Below are 18,301 nucleotides of genomic sequence, written 5' to 3'. Positions count from 1 at the left end.
CGATTATCCCTTTTCAAACGGAAAAATATATGATATAATATATGTCTTAGATAACGGAGGTATACTGATGAACGATATCAATACATTGAAAAAGAAAGCACTTGAACGATTTTTCAGCAGAATGAACCCGATGCAGCAAAAAGCTGTCTTCCACATCAATGGTCCGCTGCTGATACTTGCAGGCGCGGGAAGCGGCAAGACCACTGTGCTGATAAACCGCATCGCCAACATGATACATTTCGGAGATGCCTATGAAACAAGCTATCAGCAGGAGTTCACACCTGAGGAGGCACAGTTCATAGCTGATTATGCTGAGGGCAGGAACGATGACGGCGCACAGCTGGCACAGGTGATAGGTTTCAGACCTGTCAGACCGTGGAACATTCTGGCGATAACCTTTACAAACAAGGCAGCAGGCGAACTGAAAGACCGTATCGCAAATATACTCGGTGAAGAGGGCAAGGGCATCACTGCGGCGACATTCCACTCAGCCTGCGTAAGGATACTCAGGCGGGAATGCACGCATATCGGGTTTACACAGAGTTTTGCCATATACGACACCGATGATTCAAAGCGCGTGATAAAGTCAGTGATGCGCGCGATGGATCTCGATGAGAAGATGTTCCCCATAAGGTCGATAATGACAGAGATCTCGAACGCAAAGGATTCGATGATAGGTCCCGATGAATTCGCCAGTGAAGCTGTGGGCGACTACCGCAAGGACACCATCGCAAGGATATACAAGCGTTATCAGGCTGAACTTCGCGCCAGCAACGCTATGGATTTCGATGACATAATCTGCCATACGGTAGATCTTTTCGAGAAACAGCCTGATGTGCTGGATCACTATCAAAATCTTTACAAATACATAATGGTGGACGAGTATCAGGACACCAACAAAGTACAGTTTCGGCTGGTGTCACTGCTTTCACAGAAATACGGCAACATATGCGTTGTGGGTGATGATGACCAGAGCATCTATCGTTTTCGCGGTGCTACCATCGAGAATATCCTTAACTTTGAGGAAGAGTTCGGCTGCCGCCCCGAAGATGTCATCAAGCTGGAACAAAACTACCGCTCTACCCAGAACATACTCACCTGTGCCAACAAGCTGATAAGTCACAATGTAGGCAGAAAAGGCAAGAACCTCTGGACTGACAGCGGCGACGGCGAGAAAGTCATAGTTCATAAGTCGATGACCGAGCGCGAAGAAGCGTCCTACATAGCGAAGATCATCACCGAAAACACCGAAAAAGGCAGGCGCTACGGCGACCACGCTATACTCTATCGCATGAACGCCCAGTCAAACGCGCTTGAACAGGCGATGATAAAAGCGAGTATCCCCTACAAGATATTCGGCGGACTGAAATTCTATGACCGCAAGGAAGTCAAGGATATACTGGCTTATCTGGAAGTAATAAACAACCATTCGGATATGTTCAGACTAAGGCGGATAATCAACGAGCCGAAGCGCGGTATCGGTGATGCCACTGTGAGGGTCATCGACCAGATAGTTTCAGATCTGGGTGAAGATGCCATATATATTATGGAGCATTCGCCCGAATATGTGCCGCTGGCAAAAAAGTCAAAAGCGCTTACAGAGTTTGCATTTATGATAGACGACCTCACCGATCTTGCAGACATATCGACACTCCCCGAACTTCTCGATGCAGTGGTTGACAAGACAGGCTACGGCAGTTATCTTTTGCAGCAGGGTCTTGAGGGCGAAGCAAGACTCGAAAACATAGAAGAACTGAAATCCACTATGGCGAAATACGAAGAAGAGGCAGAAGAGCCGTCGCTGGAAGGTTTTCTCGAAGAGGTGGCGCTGTATACCGACATCGACACACTTGATGAAAACGGTGACTATGTGGCACTGATGACCATGCACGCGGCAAAGGGTCTGGAATTCCCTGTGGTGTTCGTGGCAGGACTTGAAGACAATGTTTTCCCGTCAAGCAGGAGTATGGAGAGCGACATAGAGATAGAGGAAGAACGCCGTCTGGCATACGTTGCCCTGACAAGAGCAAAGGAAGAACTTCATCTTGTATATGCGGGTGAGAGAATGATATTCGGTAACGTTCAGCGCAACCGTGAGTCGATGTTCTTGCGTGAACTGCCGAAAGAGAATATCGAAGAACAGGTGCCAAAACTCAGCGAGGGTGCTGCTCCCACTGCAAATCCGAACCTTTCTCTCGGCAAGCAGATAGCCATGTACAATGCGGCGAAAAGATCCGAAACATCAGCATCATCTGAAAGCTATAATGTTGGTGACAGAGTGATGCACAAAAAATTCGGTGAGGGCACTGTAGTCGGCGTTACCCCGATGGCAGGCGACACGATGCTGGAGATTGCCTTTGACAAAGTGGGCACAAAGAAGATATTCGCTAATTTTGCAAAGCCCAAGAAGATATAACAAAACGGGAACGAGTGATGATGTTCGCTCGTTCCCGTATTTTTATTTTTCGGTGTACCACTTTTTAAGTGTCTGCTCGGCCAGTTTGCCGTAGATGGTGAAATCACGGTTCTCTTTTGCCTTTTCAATCGGCGGCAGAGTTGCTTTCCAGTCCCACCAGAAATATCCGCAGAACCAGGGTATATCCCATGTTGCCGCCATAGCGCTCTCATAGAAATCAGCCTGTTCCTGCTCATCGGTCTTTTTTTCGGGGCGGTAGTGAAAATCCCACGGATAAGCAGTACAGCCCTCTTCGTTGCGCACACCTATCTCAGCGAACATTATCGGTTTGCCGAAATGTTCATGGCATACTTCAAGTCGTTTTACGACTTCTGCCCATCGCTGTTTCATGGTGTCGATGCCTGTATTTTCAGCATCGGTAACGGGATAATATGCGCTTATGCCTATCACATCGACTGCATCGAGCCACTTGAAGCGCATTTCATCACCGTGATTTATGTTGTGCATTATTATGCCGCTGTATACCTTGCGAACCCTTGCCACCATATCGCGGCAGAGGTCAGCCTGCTTGTCCATGCCCGCCATCTCACAGCCTGTACAGAGCATCTCACAGCCCAGTTTTTCAGCCAGTTTTGCATAGTGCTGCATGAAATTATTATAAGACCTGAACCACTTCTCCCAGTAACCGCAGCCCTCTTCTGTGGGGAAATCTATGCGCGCACGCCACGACCTGTCAAGGCAGTTGACCATCGGCTTGAGGCAGACTTTCAGCCCCATCGACTTTGCCATCTTTACTGCGTGTATTATCTCCTCATCTGTCTGTGTCATGCCGTACATCGAGAAAACCACTGTGCTGTAAAAAGTTTCCTGCCAGCCGTTGACTGTTATACATATCCAGTCCAGCCCGTTTGATGCAAGGCGCTTCATCGACTCTTCCGCCTTGTCGGTCAGCAGTTCACCCTCGCGACTGAAAAAACCCCATGTGTAGCCTTTGCAGAAAATATCCCTATCCATACTTACCCTCTCTTTTCTGTACTAAAGATCGTACTATTTTTTATAATATGTCTGTATCACGAAGCCGCAGGTGACTTCGATATCATCAAGCGCCCTCAGACGCACCATACCCTCTTCCGATGTTTTGTAAAAGTATGGTGTCATCATGAAAAGACTGTGTATATCTGCCTGCGAAGTGATATCTGCGCTGTATTCAAAGCATATCTCACTGCCAAGCGTGAACTTGTTCAGCCCGTAGACATTAGGCTTGTTTTCGTAAGGCTCGTCATAGACTGCGGCTTTAAGTTCAAACAGATGACGCGGTGACGGCGACACGACTATCAGCGCACCGCCCTTTTTCAGCACGCGGGCGTACTCGTCATTGCTGACGGGAGCGAACACGCTTACGACCATATCTGCACTTTTGTCTGCAAAAGGCAGTTCAAAGGAAGATGCCGCCGCAAACTGACAGTTCGTTATGCCCGCCAGATGCACCCTTGTCATACAGTGTGCCACAGCATGCTTTGAAATGTCGATGCCGAAGATGCTTGCTTTACTGAGTTTTGCCAATTCAGCCGTGTAAAAGCCCTCACCGCACCCGCTGTCAATGATGACAGGGCTGTCATTATCTTTCAGTACTTCGCCCGCGACATCTCTCAGCTTTTCAGCGAGAGGTCTGTAATAGCCTTTATCAAGAAATTCTGTACGCGCCTTGACCATGTCAGCGTTATCGCCCGCTGTCTTTGGGTTATGCTTTGCAGTGGTCAGCAGATTGACATACCCTTTGCGTGCGATATCAAAACAGTGCCCGTTACGGCATCGCCACGAGTTTTCTATTCGTTTCAGTTTATCTTTACATACAGGACAGATATACATTTTCATCACCTTTGATGTATTATAGCATAGGTCAACCGCATTTGCAAGACCATATCTGAGAATTTACAATTTGTTTTACAAATAATCTGCCCGATGAATATCATCATCGGGCAGAGCATTACAATAGGATAAGTTAAAAGTTTGTATGGGATATATCAACGTTCCGGAAATGATACATGCTCCCTCATCACATATTTACGTTGTTTGCACCGTATGTACGCTGTGACTTCCAGTTATTTATCATGCTTTCTGCATAAGCAAGATTTTCGTTTGTATAGCCGCCCCTGCAATAAGGTGCGCGCTGCAATATCGTTTCAGCGATCATATCAGCAACGGCTTTTCTCTGACCATATATGCTGATGCGAATATCACCTCTAGGAGTAAGGAGCATGATATCCTTGCCTGTCGGGATAAAATTTGTTGACTCCTTGCGGATATACATGCAGTATATCTCTTCAAAAAATGTGATATGCAGAGGGTCTTTCTTTGAACGTATCAGCCTTTCGGACATACATATGAACTTATCTTCGTATATTGTGGCAGAAGCAAGTTCATCAGCCATTGCCAGAAGATCGGGATTTTTTTTCAGAGGATCTGATCTGTAGGGATCTTTTTTGTTGCGTATGCCAAAGTACACCAGTAACCCGCCGCACAGCAACAGGACAATAGCTACTATGACCGATCCCATGAACATAGCCAGACCTATCAGTGTCAAGGCAGCCCCGCCGACGATCATCATAACGGAGTTAAAAGCTATCTTTTTAAGTACAGCATTACCGTCCATCAGCCTATCACAACCTTCTGGAATATCTTTTTGCCCTTCTTTATGATGACCTGCTCACTGATATCCACCATACCCTTAGGGTCAGTGAACTTTTCACCGTTGACCGCGATACCGTTCTGCTGTACAAGTCTTCTTGCTTCACTGTTTGATGGTGCAAGACCTGCCTTTACCAGCAGATTTAGGATACCGATACAGTTGTTCTCGTCTACATCGTCCTTAGTCAGAGTTGTAGTGGGCATATCGGCACTGTCAGCACCGCCGCCGAAGATAGCCTTAGCCGCAGCATCAGCCTTCTTAGCCTCTTCCTCGCCGTGTATCAGCTTGGTCAGCTCGAACGCCAGCAGTTCCTTAGCCTTGTTGTACTCAGCACCCTCCATGTGCTGCTCCATCTCTTCTATCTCCTCGATAGGCACGAAGGTCAGCAGCTTCAGGCACTTGATGACATCAGCATCATCAACGTTTCTCCAGTACTGGTAGAAATCGTATGGAGAAGTCTTTTCAGCGTCCAGCCATACAGCACCCTTTTCGGTCTTGCCCATCTTCTTGCCCTCAGAGTTCAGCAGCAGTGTGATGGTCATAGCATGAGCGTCCTTCCCCAGCTTCTTTCTGATAAGTTCAGTGCCGCCCAGCATATTTGCCCACTGGTCATCACCGCCGAACTGCATGTTGCAGCCGTAATCCTGAAACAGTCTGTAGAAGTCGTAGGACTGCATTATCATGTAGTTGAACTCCAGGAATGTCAGACCTCTCTCCATTCTCTGCTTGTAGCACTCGAAAGTCAGCATCTTGTTTACCGAGAAGCATGCACCTACCTCACGCAGAACATCGATGTAATTGAGGTTCAGCAGCCAGTCGCCGTTGTTTACCATGAGAGCCTTGCCGTCAGAGAAGTCGATAAATCTGCTCATCTGCTTTTTGAAGCATTCGCAGTTGTGCTGAATGGTTTCGGGTGTCAGCATCTTACGCATATCGCTCTTGCCCGACGGGTCACCTATCATGCCTGTGCCGCCGCCTACCAGTGCGATAGGCTTGTTGCCTGCCATCTGCAATCTCTTCATAAGGCACAGTGCCATGAAGTGACCAACGTGCAGACTGTCTGCGGTTGGGTCAAAGCCGATGTAGAATACGGCTTTACCGTTGTTGATCATATTGCTGATCTCTTTTTCATCAGTTACCTGAGCGATCAGTCCGCGTCTTACAAGTTCTTCATAACAAGTCATTTTAGTTTTCCTCCGTTTTAAGAAATATCATATACATTGAATATTTATTTGCTTTACTGTCAGCGTCACGCTTCTTTTACCAGCTTGCCCGACATTTGTTCGGGTATAAGTTCATACATCAGCGTGCGGAAGCCTGCGCGCTTTATCTCGTCCTCAATGTAGCTTTCGTCATCGGTGAATTTGCGGCTCAGCCTGCGGCAGATGTCTATCATCTTATCCTCGTCCTCAACGGGCACAAGTCTGCCGAAAACTATGACGCTTTTTATGTTCAGCGCCCACTCGCCCTCACGGCGGTAGCCCTCGTCATATACGCAAAAGCTGACCTTATCGTGACGCTTTACCGCGTCCACACGATGACCGAACTTCGCACCGTGAAAGTAGATGTGACCGTCTTCGTCATTATAATAATGGTTTATTGGCAGTGCGTATGGATAATCTTCATCGCCCAGCACCGCCAGCACTCCCCTTTTCTGCGTTTTCAGGACTGTTATGCAGTCCTCTTCGGAAAGCGCCTGCTTTTTTCTCAGCATTTTTCTGAACATTATGCAGACCTCCTCTTTTCATAAGCAATGATATCCGCGGGGAATATCATTTATATCACGACCTTTCAAAGCGCAGCATCAGTCAAAAAAGCTGAGCTGGCTGTCGCCATAGCCCGACTTGTATGCCGCTGTTATATCATTCATATCATAAAGTATATTATGCTTTTCGCATTCGCTGATGAATACTTTCCAAAGCATACTGCTGTTCGGTGAAAAACATTCATAAGCGCCGCCGAACTGCCTTGCGTATCTTGCATGAAGTCCCGCAAAGCGCTCGTCAAGTCGGTCATAAAAGTATTCGCGCTGATTCTGCCTGAGTGTTACACCCAAATAAGTGAATATCCCCATCACGCCGACTTCCGCCGCACGCCTTACTATGGCAGTTATGTTCTCGGCATTGTCGGTCATGAACGGCAGTATCGGGTTCATAAGAATACAGGTCTTTACCCCCGTCGCAGACAGCTTTTCAAGCGCCGCAAAACGTTCACTGCTCGTGCTGACATTCGGCTCGATAAGTCTGCAAAGACTATCATCAGCCGCAGTTATCGTCATTTTGCAAAGCACAGGCGAATGCTGTGCTATACTTCGGTACAGCGCCGCATCTCTTGTGATAAGTGCAGACTTCGTATCGACATTCACGCCGAAACCGAATTCATCTATCAGCATAAGCGCCTTTTCGGTGAGCCTTTCAGTCCTCTCAAAAGGATTGTAAGGGTCAGACATAGCACCCATGCCTATCACACCTGTCCTGCGCTTGCGTCTGAGTTCATCACGCAGTATCACCGCCGCATCTTTCTTGGCGCGAACTTTATCAAAGTTCTCTATGTGATAACACTCACTTCTGCTGTCACAATAGATACAGCCGTGACAACAGCCGCGATAGAGGTTCATATTGTAGTCACTGCCGAACCATGAAGTGTCCCTGCACCTGTGCAGAATACTTTTAACGCTTACGTATTCCATCGCCTGCACCTTTTTTCATAGCCGATGATAGTCATGCGTTCATTGATGACAGTGCTTTCCCATGTGTACACAAAGCCCATTTTTTCATAGAAATGGCAGTTCCTTTTATCCTGCGCGATAGTCGCAAGCGACCATTTGTCAGCATCAGCATACATATCAAACAGCATTTCCATAACAGTTGTGCCCATACCCATGTCACAGCACGCAGGCATAAGAAATATCGGACTTATCCGACAGACATTCTCACCATCATTCCGCGAACGCCTTACCCGCACACCGCCTGACGGAACATCATCAATATATGATGAAAAAATCCGAGTCAGCTATCTTGCGGGCAACGATCTCTGTACTTTCAAGCGCGGGACTGGTATCGTCATCGCGGTATCGTTCATACAGCGGCATAAAAGCATCGCGCTGAAGCCCATGCAGTAGTTCTGCATCTTCACGGACGGCTTTGACAAGTCTGACACTGTTCATGCAAACGACACCTCGCACATAAAAATATAAAAGCCCTCAGAAGACACAAAGTCCTCTGAGGGCGTCAACAGCTAACGCTTAACGCGGTACCACCTCAGTTTATCGGCAAACGCCGACCTCTTTGACCTTAACGCGGCAAAACGGTCACACCCTACTGAAATATTTCAGGCAGACTGCTCAGGAAGGTAACTTCACCGCTGTACACTGCCCGCTCACACCACCCGCAGACTCTCTGGAAGTTGTTTCAACGGCTACTTCATTCCATCATAGCATTTAGTCTATTTTACAACATTTTTCCTGATTTGTCAAGTCCAAAATCTGACATTTTACTTATCATTCTTTTTCCTGATTTTTTTGTGAAGCGCAAAGCCCGTTCCCCATATGACGGATACCCATATTGAAGTTTTGCCCCGAAGCACTTTATCGTGCTTCGGGGCATTTTTTATTCGGGTGCTAAGATAAATCATAATTTTGACAATTCAGCTAATTCGTCTTTAGAGTATTCCTTATAATATTTTGAGGTAGGAGACAGCATTGAATCTGTTGTATCCGGAATAATTTTCATAAGTTTTTGTAAGTTGATCTCAGCAGGCATAGAAAGAAAATTTCCATCCTCATCTTCAAATTTTATTGCGCAGAAAATAAAATTTCCGTTCTCATAATCAATATCAAAATAATTTGATACTTCAGTCTTATCAACATCTAAATACTCATCTTGTTTTGCAATAAAATTTTCATAAATAAATTCAAACAGCGCTTCTTTACTTATTTTAATGACTCTCACTTTATCTTTATCCATAGAATACTCCTCTTAATTCCGATTTTTTGTCAGTAACAATTATAACACAGTATTGAAGGTCTGTCAACAGAAACGCCATAGTACTTCTGACTTTGGATCAGAAGTACTATGGCGTAAAACTTCTATATCAGCGACGCCAATACAGAGAACGGGCGTTTTTTATCAGATGGTATGACCATTCGCGCTGATATGATCTATTATCTGACCTGCGGCATCCGCACCGATATTGTAGGTGGCTTCGTTGCCAAATGCGTTAACTGTAACATATCCGTCGGCATACCACTTGAAACTCAGACTGCCGCCGAAAAGCGGTACATCAAGGAATGTCTGCCACGCCATTTCACCTGTTGGCTGTGAAACAAGTTCGCCGCTGAGCGAGAACACAAGCTCGTTGAACTCTGTGCTGTCATCTATCATAAGGTACTGTTCGCGGCTCGCATGATATGTCTGACTGCGGTTTACGCACTCTCCGCCGAAAGTCACAGCCCTCAGCTGAACGGCTTCCGCGAAACTTTCAAAGCTGTCTGCGGCAAAGCTGTCAGCCGCATAGAGATAATAAAGTTCAGAACCGTCAAACTTAACTGCCAGCAGATGATCGCTGTCTATATTCCTCAGTGAATAGACCTCTGCGCCCTTAGTGAGTTCGGCATCACCGAACCAGGGCACCATGTCGATATGCGCCAGTTCTTCACCGATGTAAGAATCGTTGGGTATGTTCCTGTTGAAAGTATAGTCCTCATAAAGTTCGCTATAATTTTCGCCTTTGCCTGTAACATAGTGGTAGCCTCTGCCGTCCAGTTCAAAGTTAGTATACACCTCAGCATCGATATTGCGCACTGCCGCTTCTGCACTGCCGTCCTCGCCTGCATCGGGGTGCCACGCCGCATCTTTGCCCTCTTCCGTAAGGAATACCCACTCCCGTGATTTGGTTTCGCTCTCATCTTTCGGCTTTTCTGCCGCTGACGATGCCTGCGGGTCATCTGACTTATCTGCTGTGCTTTCTTTCTCCTTATTCTCCGCCTGTTCTTCCTGTTTTTGGGTGACTGTCATGCTTTCAGACGCATTTTCATGCGGGCTTACTTCGGGTTTCTCCGTTCCCATTTTGCCAAAGCACGCTGCCCCGCCGAATACCAGCACCAGTGATGCCGCTGCGGTGACTATCGGTATAGCACGGCTTTTCCTGATAATGTTATTTTTCATAAATATTCCTCCTTCCATCGGCTTTTCTGTCACCTCACCCGCAGAGAGTTTTTCTGCCTTTGCGAGTACCTGCTCTACAAGTTCATCGCTTGGTGCGAACTGTCTTTCTATCCGCTCAAATCTCTCACGCTTCATATTTCTTCCTCCAGTCTTTTTTGCAGAAGTTTCTTCGCCTTAGCCAGCCTCATGCTGACTGTATTCGCCCTTACGCCCAGTATATCAGCCGTTTCACCGACATTCATGCCGATGAACCAGTGCAGATACACAGCTTCGCGCAGTTTTGGCGGAAGTTCTTTTACTGCGGCGTAAAGTTCTTTGTCAGCCTGACTTTCAAATTCGGCAGATATTTCAGGCTCGGCAGTGCGGTCAACATGCAGATTCCATTTGCCGAAATTGTACTGCCTGCATTTGTTGACTGTCGCCCTTATCAGCCATGCACGCTTCTGCTCTTCGGTCTGAAAAACAGGGCGCTTGCTGAAATACAGCAGAAAGACCTCCTGAAATACATCATCAGCTTCATGCCTGTTGTTCAGCTGTGTGACAGCTATGCCGTAAACGGTACGTTTGTATTTACTCATTGTCATTTCAAGATCTTGTATAGCGGGATCGTTTCTTCGCATATGCTTTGCACCTCCCTGTAATATAATCGCTTATTCTTCCCGAAAACTCAACACATTCACGAAAAATCAGCATGTTATACAATTCATAAGATAAGTACTTGTATGATATGACCCGAATATAACCCCTGTATCTTACTTGCGGTGCTGATATAGGATAGCTGTAGCGTTTTTATTGACACAAAAGCAAGGTAGTGCTATAATTATTGATGACATAAATCGGGATTTGGAGGAGCAGCAGTATATATATCACCCATACAAAATGCGATGCCCCAAAGCACTTTTGACATGCTTAGGGGCATTATTTCTATATGGGTATCCGTTTTAAATAACACAGGATACGCTTTTGCTTTGTTGTCTTCTGATCTATCAAATATCCGTTCTTATCTCCTCTGCTATGTTCTCCTTTTTCATGGTTACAAGTGCGGGTACGAATGCCGCCGCCATCACGATCATTATGGTAATGTATATGCCCACAGATACCTGCCAGGGGAATTTCGGCATAAGTGTGTGCATCATTTCAGAGCCGAATTCACCCGACTCAAAGAATGCGTAGTAGATGAACAGCGCCACTCCTATACCGATCACCGAACTTATCAGCGTTGTGATGAATGCGTATATACGAGCCTCAAAGAACAGCGACTTGCGTACCTGCTTAAGCGACATGCCGCAGCTTCGCATCATCGAGAAATCACGGCGGCGGTTTATGACATTCGCACGCATCGTGCTGAAAATACTCAGCAGCACCACAGCTGCCAGCGATACTGCAAAGCCGCCTATCGCGACCTTGATGACCTCACCTATCTTCTCTCTGTATTCATTGTTTTCAACGAAGTCTTCTATATCATCGTCCTCAGAATCATAATACTTGTAAATAAGCGATATCGCATCATTTGCACAGCCATCTTTTATATAGTAATCTGCGCCATTGTAGTAAAAGCGTATGCTTATCGGTGAGGGGTCTTTTAACTCTATTTTCTGGAATTCAAAAATATCCTCGCCCGCAAGTTCATAGGGCATTATTGCCTGAATTCCACTACCCGAAAACATAAAATCCGGCTGATCGGTGGTGTAAAAACCGCCTATCCTTACATTTTCGGTGTATTCATGTTTTATTGTGTCAGTTTTGTCATCATTGTAATCTATCAGTTCACCGTTGAATACAAGTTCATCTGTATTTTCTTTGAACATATCAAAGTCAAGCACAGCATAAGTTATACCGTAAATGCCCTGATAGCATTCATTGAAATTGTACTTTTCCTTAAGCATGTTAAGTTCAATATCGCCATAGCACTGTGCCGAAACTGTGTTGCATACAAGTGGCTTGCCGCTTTTCAGAAATTCATCGTAAGTCATATCGGTGTGTATATGTTTTTCAAAACTATCACGGGTGATGAAGCTGACATTCATCAAATATCGATCATAAACAAAATGACCAGGGTCATTGCAATACTCTAAATACTTATCTGAATAGCATTTCTCGTTCAGATCAGCCGGTGCATCTTTATCATACGCGCTTTTATAGCTGCCGATATTGATAACTATATTTGGTATTATTTCTTCAAAATAGCCCGACGCTTTAAGTTCCTCATAGTCTTTCTTGACACTTTCCAGCGTAAAATCACTTTCCAAATGTGATGCTGAGATATCGCAGCAGCGGTCTATGGTATCTGTATGTCTGTTACTGTAGGTTTCCACTAAGCAGGCAAAAGTCATTATGAAGATGCCGCTCATAACCGATGCTGTCAGCGTTACCGCAAAGCGCACTTTCTGCTTGGATATGCACTTTATCGCAAAACCGCGAGGATAACCCAGCAGTCTTCTTGAAAACCAGCGCGACTTCTTTGTCTTTGCACGCTTTTTCTGACCGTAGCCCACCGACTGGATAGGCGGCATTCTGCGAACGCGCATCGCATCTGCATATGAAGAGAAGAATATCGAAAAAGCCGCCACAAGGAGTGTTATGACCATGACGAACGGTGAAAGTTCAAATTTGAAAAAGCTGTCATTGGCAGCCTCACCGAAAATCAGATCATACAAACCAATATCCCGCACTTTCGCCAGAAGGATCCTGCCCACCGCCAACGCGATCAAAAAGCCCAGCGGCAGTGCGGTCAGCAGATACAGTCCGCACTCAAACATTATCATCGTGAATATCTGCTTGTCAGAAGCACCTATGGTCTTTAATGCGCCGTACTGTTCGGTACGGTAGGCGGCACTTATCTCAAAGGCATTGTTGATTATCAGCCTTGAAAGGAATACGAATATGCCCATTATTATCGCCGCAACAGCAAATACAGGACCTATGTTTGCAACGTATTCCAGCTGTCTGCCCTCAAGTATAAGCAATTCGGAATTAACATAGAGGTTGGTATTATTATCATTATCAAGTCCGAATGTTTTCAGAGCTTTCTTGCAGCACTGTTCAGCATCAAGACCTTTTTTGACGCGCACAATATAATCGACAGGACTATCTTTAAAATATGGCATTATCTCGTTGTCATCGATGCTGAATGCTATATCTGCCATTGAACTGCTTATTATCCCAGTGACCTTAGCTGTGTACTCAAAACTCTCGGTACACTCGTCCGAAAGGACGGCATACGCAGGCGGGAACTCGTAATTGTTATAACTGAACACTGACTTTACAGGCTTATCATTGCCGTTCTCAACGGAATAGAGTTTGTTGAATAATTTGACGAGTTCATAGCTGTCATACTGTATAGCACCATACAGCTGTCTGAGTTTCAAGCCCAGCTTGTCTTCACAGTAGATAAGTCCGCCATCACTGTCCTTTATCAGTTGGTTATTCTCATCTGTCTTTGCGCAGTACAGAGTACCCTTGTAAGTATCATACTTTATGGTCAGCGTATCACCGATACCGACATCACCGTACTTGCCGGCAAACTCCTTGCTTACAGCTACTTCGCCCGCATGTTTCGGCATCTCGCCGTCAAGACTGTATTCTTGCTTCGGTGTGAGTTCTTTGACATCGCCGCTTATCATAACAGCCTGTAAGTCGTGCTTATCCTCGAATATACTTTTGCCGTTTATAGTGATCAACGGGAAAAGACTTTCACTTGAAGACACATGATCATGTGCAAAATCAGATATCATGAAACCATCAGGACTTATTTTGGTAAGATGACTTTCCCACGAAACATTGTTATCCAGCTTTTTCGCCTGTTCGATGTTCTCAAGGATCAGCGAAGCATGATGCGGCTCATGGTATTCGACAACTGCGTGGTATGTTGTCAGCGCAGTGCTCATATAAAATCCCACAAAGCTGATAAGGTAGACCGCCAGCACGATGCTCGCAAAAGTCAGAGCAGTACGGCGCTTGTCACGCAAAAGCCAGCGCCATGTTATCAGAAAGAGTTTATTCAAAATGACCTCACCCTTTCGTTTATTATCTTTCCGTCTGACATCGTTATAACTCTGTCGGCTTCCTCAGCGATGCTGCCGTCATGGGTGACCAGTACGACAGCTGTGTTGTAGGTCTTGATTATCTCCTTGAACAGCGCGATTATCTCGCGGGAATTCTTGCTGTCAAGGTTGCCTGTAGGCTCATCGGCAAATATACACGGCGGCTTGTTTATAACTGCCCTGCCTATCGATACCCTCTGCTGCTGACCGCCCGAAAGCTGACCTGCAAAGTGGTAGCGCCGATCGTTAAGTCCGAGAAGTGCCAGCAGTTCATCAAGTTCCTGCTTTTTGACATTCTTGCCGTCAAGGTGTACGGGCAGGCAGATGTTCTCCTCAACATTCAGCACAGGTATCAGATTGTAAAACTGAAAAACGAATCCCGATTTGCGCCGCCTGTACTCAGCAAGCTGACTGTCTTTTATGGCGGTGAGGTCTTCGCCCACAGCTGTTATCGTCCCGCTGTCAGGTTTGTCAAGTCCGCCCAGCAAATTGAGCAAAGTGGATTTCCCGCTTCCCGATGCACCTGTTACAGCAACCATTTCACCCTTGTGTACTTTCAGCGAAACACCGTCAACTGCGACGACTTTATTGTTCTTGCCGCCAAAGGTCTTTACAAGGTCTTCGGCTGATATTATTATCTCTTTATCCATATCCGTCCCTCCTTTACTGTAATGATAGCATACCAATCTTACAGTAAAGTTACAGTACGCAAAAATTCTAACTTTATTTTAGTGCCTTTATTAAGTTCACTCTCAATATATAGTCTGCCGCCCATATCCTCGACTATCTTCTTTGCGACCGACATGCCTATCCCCACAGAATTTGAGTTCACTGCCCCCGACTTTGACCAGAAGCGCCTGAACACATTTGGCAGTTCCTCTTCGGATATACCACAGCCGTTGTCTTCAATGAATATGCGAACAGTCATCGGGTCGCAGTCGGAATATATCCTCACATGACCACCGTTTGAATGCTCGGCGGCATTTTTAATAAGATTGGTGACAGCTTCACACAGCCACAATCTGTCACAGTAAAGGCGAGTACCGCGTTTCACTTCGTTTATCATCTCAGCATTGTTCTCAGCGGCTATGGCTGTAAGCTGGGCGACTGCATCTGCGGCTATCTCGCTTATATCATTTTCCTCGAAATGGTATTCCACCGCACCCGCTTCAAGCCTTGCCAGCTTTAGTGATGCCGAAACCAGCCGCGAGATCCGATCGATGCACTTTTTGTCGCGCATAAGATAATCCTTCTGCTCTTCAAATGGCATTGGTGCTGACAGAAGTATCTCATTATTCAGCTTAAGACCTGTGCATGGGGTCTTTATCTGGTGCGAAAAGTCATCGAGGTAATCAGCGAGGTACTGCTTTTCATCGCCCAGCTGTTTCAGCAGATGTTCTGACTTCTGCCTGAGTGAAAGTATCGCTTCGCCCAGCAGACCGATGTCATGTTCGTCTGAAAAGACTATCTTCTCTTCATGCTCAAGCTGTGCTGTCAGCCTGCGGATATCAATAAAAACAGTGTGTATACAGCAGAAGCCTGCAAAAAAGCACACGGCAGTCAGCAAAGCTGATAAGATATCGTTGGCGAGATGCGAATAAATAACATACTCGCCGCCTACAGTCATTCCCGAAAAATAACCGTAGCCCGCCAGTATCTCCTCACCTCTGGCGGTATAGCTTTCATCGGCGGGGGAAGAAACAAGTTCAGCTATCTTATCTTCTGACATTCCCATATCATAAAGCTGACCCGCCAGCGAAAGGCGGTAGCTGACTTCAGCTTCGGCGGCTTTCCTTCCCGAATACTCATGCAGAAGGTACGAACCTACAAGTGATATCACGGTCATCAATATCCCCAGCCACAAAAACACCCTTGCTGTACGGTTTGAAAGGGTGACTACTGCTCTTCCCACTTATATCCGACCCCCTTTACCGTGACTATCCTGCCGCATCTGCCGTTTTTTTCCAGCTTCGCACGCAAACGGTTGATACGCACCGAAAGTGTGTTGTCATTGACATATTCGCCCCGCGAGTCCCACAGCCTTGCAAGTATCTGTTCGCGGGTGAGTATGCGGTTTTTATTTATTCTGAAATAATCCAGCAATTCACGCTCGATAGCAGTGAGTTCAAGTTCGGCAGATGGCTCTTCTGCACTGCCGCACCTTCGCAAAGCCGCGTTGATGCGGGATATGAGCACCACAGTGTCAAATGGCTTGACTACATAGTCATCTCCGCCGCTGTCAAGCGCACCTGCTATTCTTCCGCTGTCATCGACACAGGTAAGGAATATCACAGGCACATCGCTGGACTTGCGTATTTCCCGACAAAAGTCCACACCGCTGCCATCGGGCAGCATGACATCCAAAAGGCAGAGCGAACAGCCGCCAAAAATTTCACGCGCCTCAGAGATATTTTCAGCAGGTACAGCTTCAAAACCCTTCGCACGCAGTATATGACACAGCCCCAGCCTTATATTCTCATCATCTTCAAGCACCAGTATCTTCTTCATATAAACACCTCAAACAAAAAGGCTGCGCAGTACCGACTACGCAGCCAAAAATCATATTGCTTTTATTCCTTGTCGGTATCTTCTCCGACATCAGCATCTTCCTGCTGTTCATCGGACTCATCGCCCTGTGCAGCTTTGCGGCGGGCATCGCGTACAGCGAACGCTTTCTGCAATTCAGCACGCATCTCTTCGTCTTCTTCGCCGCCGTCTTCTCTGCTCTCATTCTCAAAGAAAGCCTCTGCCTCTGCCAGCTTTTTGCTGCGCTTGCTGACAGGCTTCATGATAACAAGATACTCGACCACCAGCACCACCAGTGCCACAGCCACCGCAATGATTATGAAGAGGTTGCGCTTGCTATTATCGGCAGGCTGTTCTCTTGTGACATTTGCAGCAGTATCCTCAGCATCGGTCACGATGGTATCGTCCATAACGATCACATCGTAAGTTTCAAGATCGTTGTTCTCAAATACCACATCAAAAGTAGTCTGACCTGCCGAGAGTATCTTTATCACACCGTCCTCATAGCTGACTACATCGGTATCAGCCACAACGATGTTCCTGAACGCTTCAAGACCCAGTTCAGCGGGCTGAGCCTGACCCTTGCTCTTAAGCAGAGTCAGCTGCTTGTTGAGTTTAGGCGCTTCCGTTTCGGAATTCTGATATTCGGGAGAATTTGGATTTGTGATTATACCGTTATCGGCAGTATACGATATCGGTATACCCGTCTTGTTATCAAGCGTTGTGACCGACAGGAATATCGTCGATGACACCATGCTCTTATCCAGCATCCTGAAATTCAGTGTAGCGTAAGTACCCTTGTACTTGCTGCCCGCATCATTGGTATAATTGAAAACATACTTGCCGTTGAAGCTGTTCTCGGCAGCCTTGCCGCCTGCTTCCTCATTAAGTTCTGTACTGACCAGCTGAAAAAGTTCGGTATCGAAAGAAACTGATATCAGTGCATTGGAAACCGCGTTATCAGCTTCTATCTTAAGTTCGACGGGTATAATATCGTTTTCATCGAACTGACCGGGCTGGAGGTACACCCTTGACGGTGCAGAAGTCGGCTTATCGGGCACCAGAGTAGTAGTCTTGTTCTGCATGCTGGTGACCTCATTACCCGCAGACTGTGCAGGGTCAAATTCGGGAACAGGTGCGGTAGTAGTTGTCGTATCGCCCCACTCTTCATAACCATAGCCGTTGTCATAGCCGTAACCGTTATCGTATCCATAACCATTATCATAGCCATAGTCGTAGCCGTTATTGTAATCGTAGTTATAATCGTAATTATAGTTGTAGTCGTAGCCCTGATCGTACCCGTAATCATATGCAGCAAAAGCCTTTGGCGCTGCTGCAAAGACCGTCAGCGCAGCGGCGATGACCGCAGCAGGTCTTTTAAAATTCATCTTAACCACTCCCGAAATCTTATTTTTGGGCATACACCGCAAAAGCCTCTGTATTATTTCAATACAAAGGCAGA

Annotated in this window: 17 protein-coding genes and 1 other annotated feature; of the genes, 1 reads left to right on the top strand and 16 read right to left on the bottom strand. The window is 46.4% G+C overall.

Features of this window, described 5'->3' with window-relative positions:
- Nucleotides 1-67: 67 nt before the first annotated feature.
- A complete protein-coding gene (locus tag CUS_RS07835) occupies nucleotides 68-2,416 on the top strand; it encodes an ATP-dependent helicase (protein ID WP_002849524.1) in 2,349 nt (782 codons plus the stop codon).
- 42 nt (nucleotides 2,417-2,458) lie between these two features.
- On the opposite strand, the gene CUS_RS07830 is transcribed toward CUS_RS07835, so the two are convergent.
- From CUS_RS07830 to CUS_RS07760, 16 genes are all read right to left on the bottom strand, one after another.
- Nucleotides 2,459-3,430: a glycoside hydrolase family 113 gene (locus tag CUS_RS07830; RefSeq protein ID WP_002849271.1), complete on the bottom strand. Its 972-nt coding sequence runs from the start codon at nucleotides 3,428-3,430 to the stop codon at nucleotides 2,459-2,461.
- Between the two features lie 33 nt (nucleotides 3,431-3,463).
- Nucleotides 3,464-4,285 carry a methyltransferase domain-containing protein gene (locus tag CUS_RS07825; protein ID WP_002849415.1) on the bottom strand — a complete coding sequence of 274 codons (822 nt, stop codon included), beginning with the start codon at nucleotides 4,283-4,285 and terminating at the stop codon, nucleotides 3,464-3,466.
- 187 nt (nucleotides 4,286-4,472) lie between these two features.
- Nucleotides 4,473-5,069, bottom strand: coding sequence for a hypothetical protein (locus CUS_RS07820; protein ID WP_002849351.1), 597 nt, complete (start codon nucleotides 5,067-5,069; stop codon nucleotides 4,473-4,475).
- Nucleotides 5,069-6,289, bottom strand: a complete 1,221-nt coding sequence (tyrS, locus tag CUS_RS07815) for a tyrosine--tRNA ligase (protein ID WP_002849208.1) — start codon at nucleotides 6,287-6,289, stop codon at nucleotides 5,069-5,071. Before tyrS ends, CUS_RS07820 begins: the two co-directional genes overlap by 1 nt.
- 65 nt (nucleotides 6,290-6,354) lie before the next feature.
- Nucleotides 6,355-6,831, bottom strand: a complete 477-nt coding sequence (locus tag CUS_RS07810; RefSeq protein ID WP_002849373.1) for a pyridoxamine 5'-phosphate oxidase family protein — start codon at nucleotides 6,829-6,831, stop codon at nucleotides 6,355-6,357.
- A gap of 78 nt (nucleotides 6,832-6,909) precedes the next feature.
- Nucleotides 6,910-7,794 (bottom strand): SPL family radical SAM protein, encoded by an 885-nt coding sequence (locus tag CUS_RS07805; protein ID WP_002849473.1) that lies wholly within the window; start codon nucleotides 7,792-7,794, stop codon nucleotides 6,910-6,912.
- On the bottom strand, nucleotides 7,782-8,069 hold the full coding sequence (locus tag CUS_RS18570; RefSeq protein WP_157769509.1) for a GNAT family N-acetyltransferase: 288 nt from the start codon (nucleotides 8,067-8,069) through the stop codon (nucleotides 7,782-7,784). The genes CUS_RS07805 and CUS_RS18570 overlap by 13 nt, the downstream gene beginning before the upstream one ends.
- A gap of 19 nt (nucleotides 8,070-8,088) precedes the next feature.
- Complete coding sequence (locus tag CUS_RS18565) at nucleotides 8,089-8,271, bottom strand: hypothetical protein (protein ID WP_050792211.1); 183 nt, start codon at nucleotides 8,269-8,271, stop codon at nucleotides 8,089-8,091.
- A gap of 54 nt (nucleotides 8,272-8,325) precedes the next feature.
- Nucleotides 8,326-8,548, bottom strand: a binding site (T-box leader).
- Between the two features lie 186 nt (nucleotides 8,549-8,734).
- The gene (locus tag CUS_RS07795) at nucleotides 8,735-9,070 is read right to left on the bottom strand and encodes a hypothetical protein (protein WP_002849326.1); all 336 of its coding nucleotides are present in this window, start codon (nucleotides 9,068-9,070) and stop codon (nucleotides 8,735-8,737) included.
- 162 nt (nucleotides 9,071-9,232) lie between these two features.
- Entirely contained in the window at nucleotides 9,233-10,405 is a 1,173-nt protein-coding gene (locus CUS_RS07790; protein ID WP_002849205.1) for a hypothetical protein, read from the bottom strand.
- Nucleotides 10,402-10,890 (bottom strand): RNA polymerase sigma factor, encoded by a 489-nt coding sequence (locus CUS_RS07785; protein ID WP_002849317.1) that lies wholly within the window; start codon nucleotides 10,888-10,890, stop codon nucleotides 10,402-10,404. The genes CUS_RS07790 and CUS_RS07785 overlap by 4 nt, the downstream gene beginning before the upstream one ends.
- 366 nt (nucleotides 10,891-11,256) lie before the next feature.
- Nucleotides 11,257-14,274 carry an ABC transporter permease gene (locus CUS_RS07780; protein WP_002849507.1) on the bottom strand — a complete coding sequence of 1,006 codons (3,018 nt, stop codon included), beginning with the start codon at nucleotides 14,272-14,274 and terminating at the stop codon, nucleotides 11,257-11,259.
- Nucleotides 14,271-14,963, bottom strand: a complete 693-nt coding sequence (locus CUS_RS07775) for an ABC transporter ATP-binding protein (protein ID WP_002849407.1) — start codon at nucleotides 14,961-14,963, stop codon at nucleotides 14,271-14,273. The genes CUS_RS07780 and CUS_RS07775 overlap by 4 nt, the downstream gene beginning before the upstream one ends.
- 38 nt (nucleotides 14,964-15,001) lie before the next feature.
- Entirely contained in the window at nucleotides 15,002-16,225 is a 1,224-nt protein-coding gene (locus CUS_RS07770; protein WP_002849202.1) for a sensor histidine kinase, read from the bottom strand.
- The gene (locus CUS_RS07765) at nucleotides 16,210-16,821 is read right to left on the bottom strand and encodes a response regulator transcription factor (protein ID WP_002849428.1); all 612 of its coding nucleotides are present in this window, start codon (nucleotides 16,819-16,821) and stop codon (nucleotides 16,210-16,212) included. Before CUS_RS07765 ends, CUS_RS07770 begins: the two co-directional genes overlap by 16 nt.
- 62 nt (nucleotides 16,822-16,883) lie before the next feature.
- Nucleotides 16,884-18,227: a hypothetical protein gene (locus CUS_RS07760; protein WP_002849192.1), complete on the bottom strand. Its 1,344-nt coding sequence runs from the start codon at nucleotides 18,225-18,227 to the stop codon at nucleotides 16,884-16,886.
- Between the last annotated feature and the right edge of the window lie 74 nt (nucleotides 18,228-18,301).

It is taken from the genome of Hominimerdicola alba 8, from assembly GCF_000178155.2.
GTDB classification, from domain to species: domain Bacteria; phylum Bacillota; class Clostridia; order Oscillospirales; family Ruminococcaceae; genus Hominimerdicola; species Hominimerdicola alba_C.
Note: the sequence above shows the minus strand (reverse complement) of the source record. Positions and strands in the feature narration are given on the sequence as shown.

What these genes read in the sequence shown, in the direction of transcription:
- CUS_RS07835 (WP_002849524.1), top strand. Translation starts at nt 68, where the DNA reads ATGAACGATATCAATACATTGAAAAAGAAAGCACTTGAACGATTTTTC.
- CUS_RS07830 (WP_002849271.1), bottom strand. Translation starts at nt 3,430, where the DNA reads ATGGATAGGGATATTTTCTGCAAAGGCTACACATGGGGTTTTTTCAGT.
- CUS_RS07825 (WP_002849415.1), bottom strand. Translation starts at nt 4,285, where the DNA reads ATGTATATCTGTCCTGTATGTAAAGATAAACTGAAACGAATAGAAAAC.
- CUS_RS07820 (WP_002849351.1), bottom strand. Translation starts at nt 5,069, where the DNA reads ATGGACGGTAATGCTGTACTTAAAAAGATAGCTTTTAACTCCGTTATG.
- tyrS (WP_002849208.1), bottom strand. Translation starts at nt 6,289, where the DNA reads ATGACTTGTTATGAAGAACTTGTAAGACGCGGACTGATCGCTCAGGTA.
- CUS_RS07810 (WP_002849373.1), bottom strand. Translation starts at nt 6,831, where the DNA reads ATGTTCAGAAAAATGCTGAGAAAAAAGCAGGCGCTTTCCGAAGAGGAC.
- CUS_RS07805 (WP_002849473.1), bottom strand. Translation starts at nt 7,794, where the DNA reads ATGGAATACGTAAGCGTTAAAAGTATTCTGCACAGGTGCAGGGACACT.
- CUS_RS18565 (WP_050792211.1), bottom strand. Translation starts at nt 8,271, where the DNA reads ATGAACAGTGTCAGACTTGTCAAAGCCGTCCGTGAAGATGCAGAACTA.
- CUS_RS07795 (WP_002849326.1), bottom strand. Translation starts at nt 9,070, where the DNA reads ATGGATAAAGATAAAGTGAGAGTCATTAAAATAAGTAAAGAAGCGCTG.
- CUS_RS07790 (WP_002849205.1), bottom strand. Translation starts at nt 10,405, where the DNA reads ATGAAGCGTGAGAGATTTGAGCGGATAGAAAGACAGTTCGCACCAAGC.
- CUS_RS07785 (WP_002849317.1), bottom strand. Translation starts at nt 10,890, where the DNA reads ATGCGAAGAAACGATCCCGCTATACAAGATCTTGAAATGACAATGAGT.
- CUS_RS07775 (WP_002849407.1), bottom strand. Translation starts at nt 14,963, where the DNA reads ATGGATAAAGAGATAATAATATCAGCCGAAGACCTTGTAAAGACCTTT.
- CUS_RS07765 (WP_002849428.1), bottom strand. Translation starts at nt 16,821, where the DNA reads ATGAAGAAGATACTGGTGCTTGAAGATGATGAGAATATAAGGCTGGGG.
- CUS_RS07760 (WP_002849192.1), bottom strand. Translation starts at nt 18,227, where the DNA reads ATGAATTTTAAAAGACCTGCTGCGGTCATCGCCGCTGCGCTGACGGTC.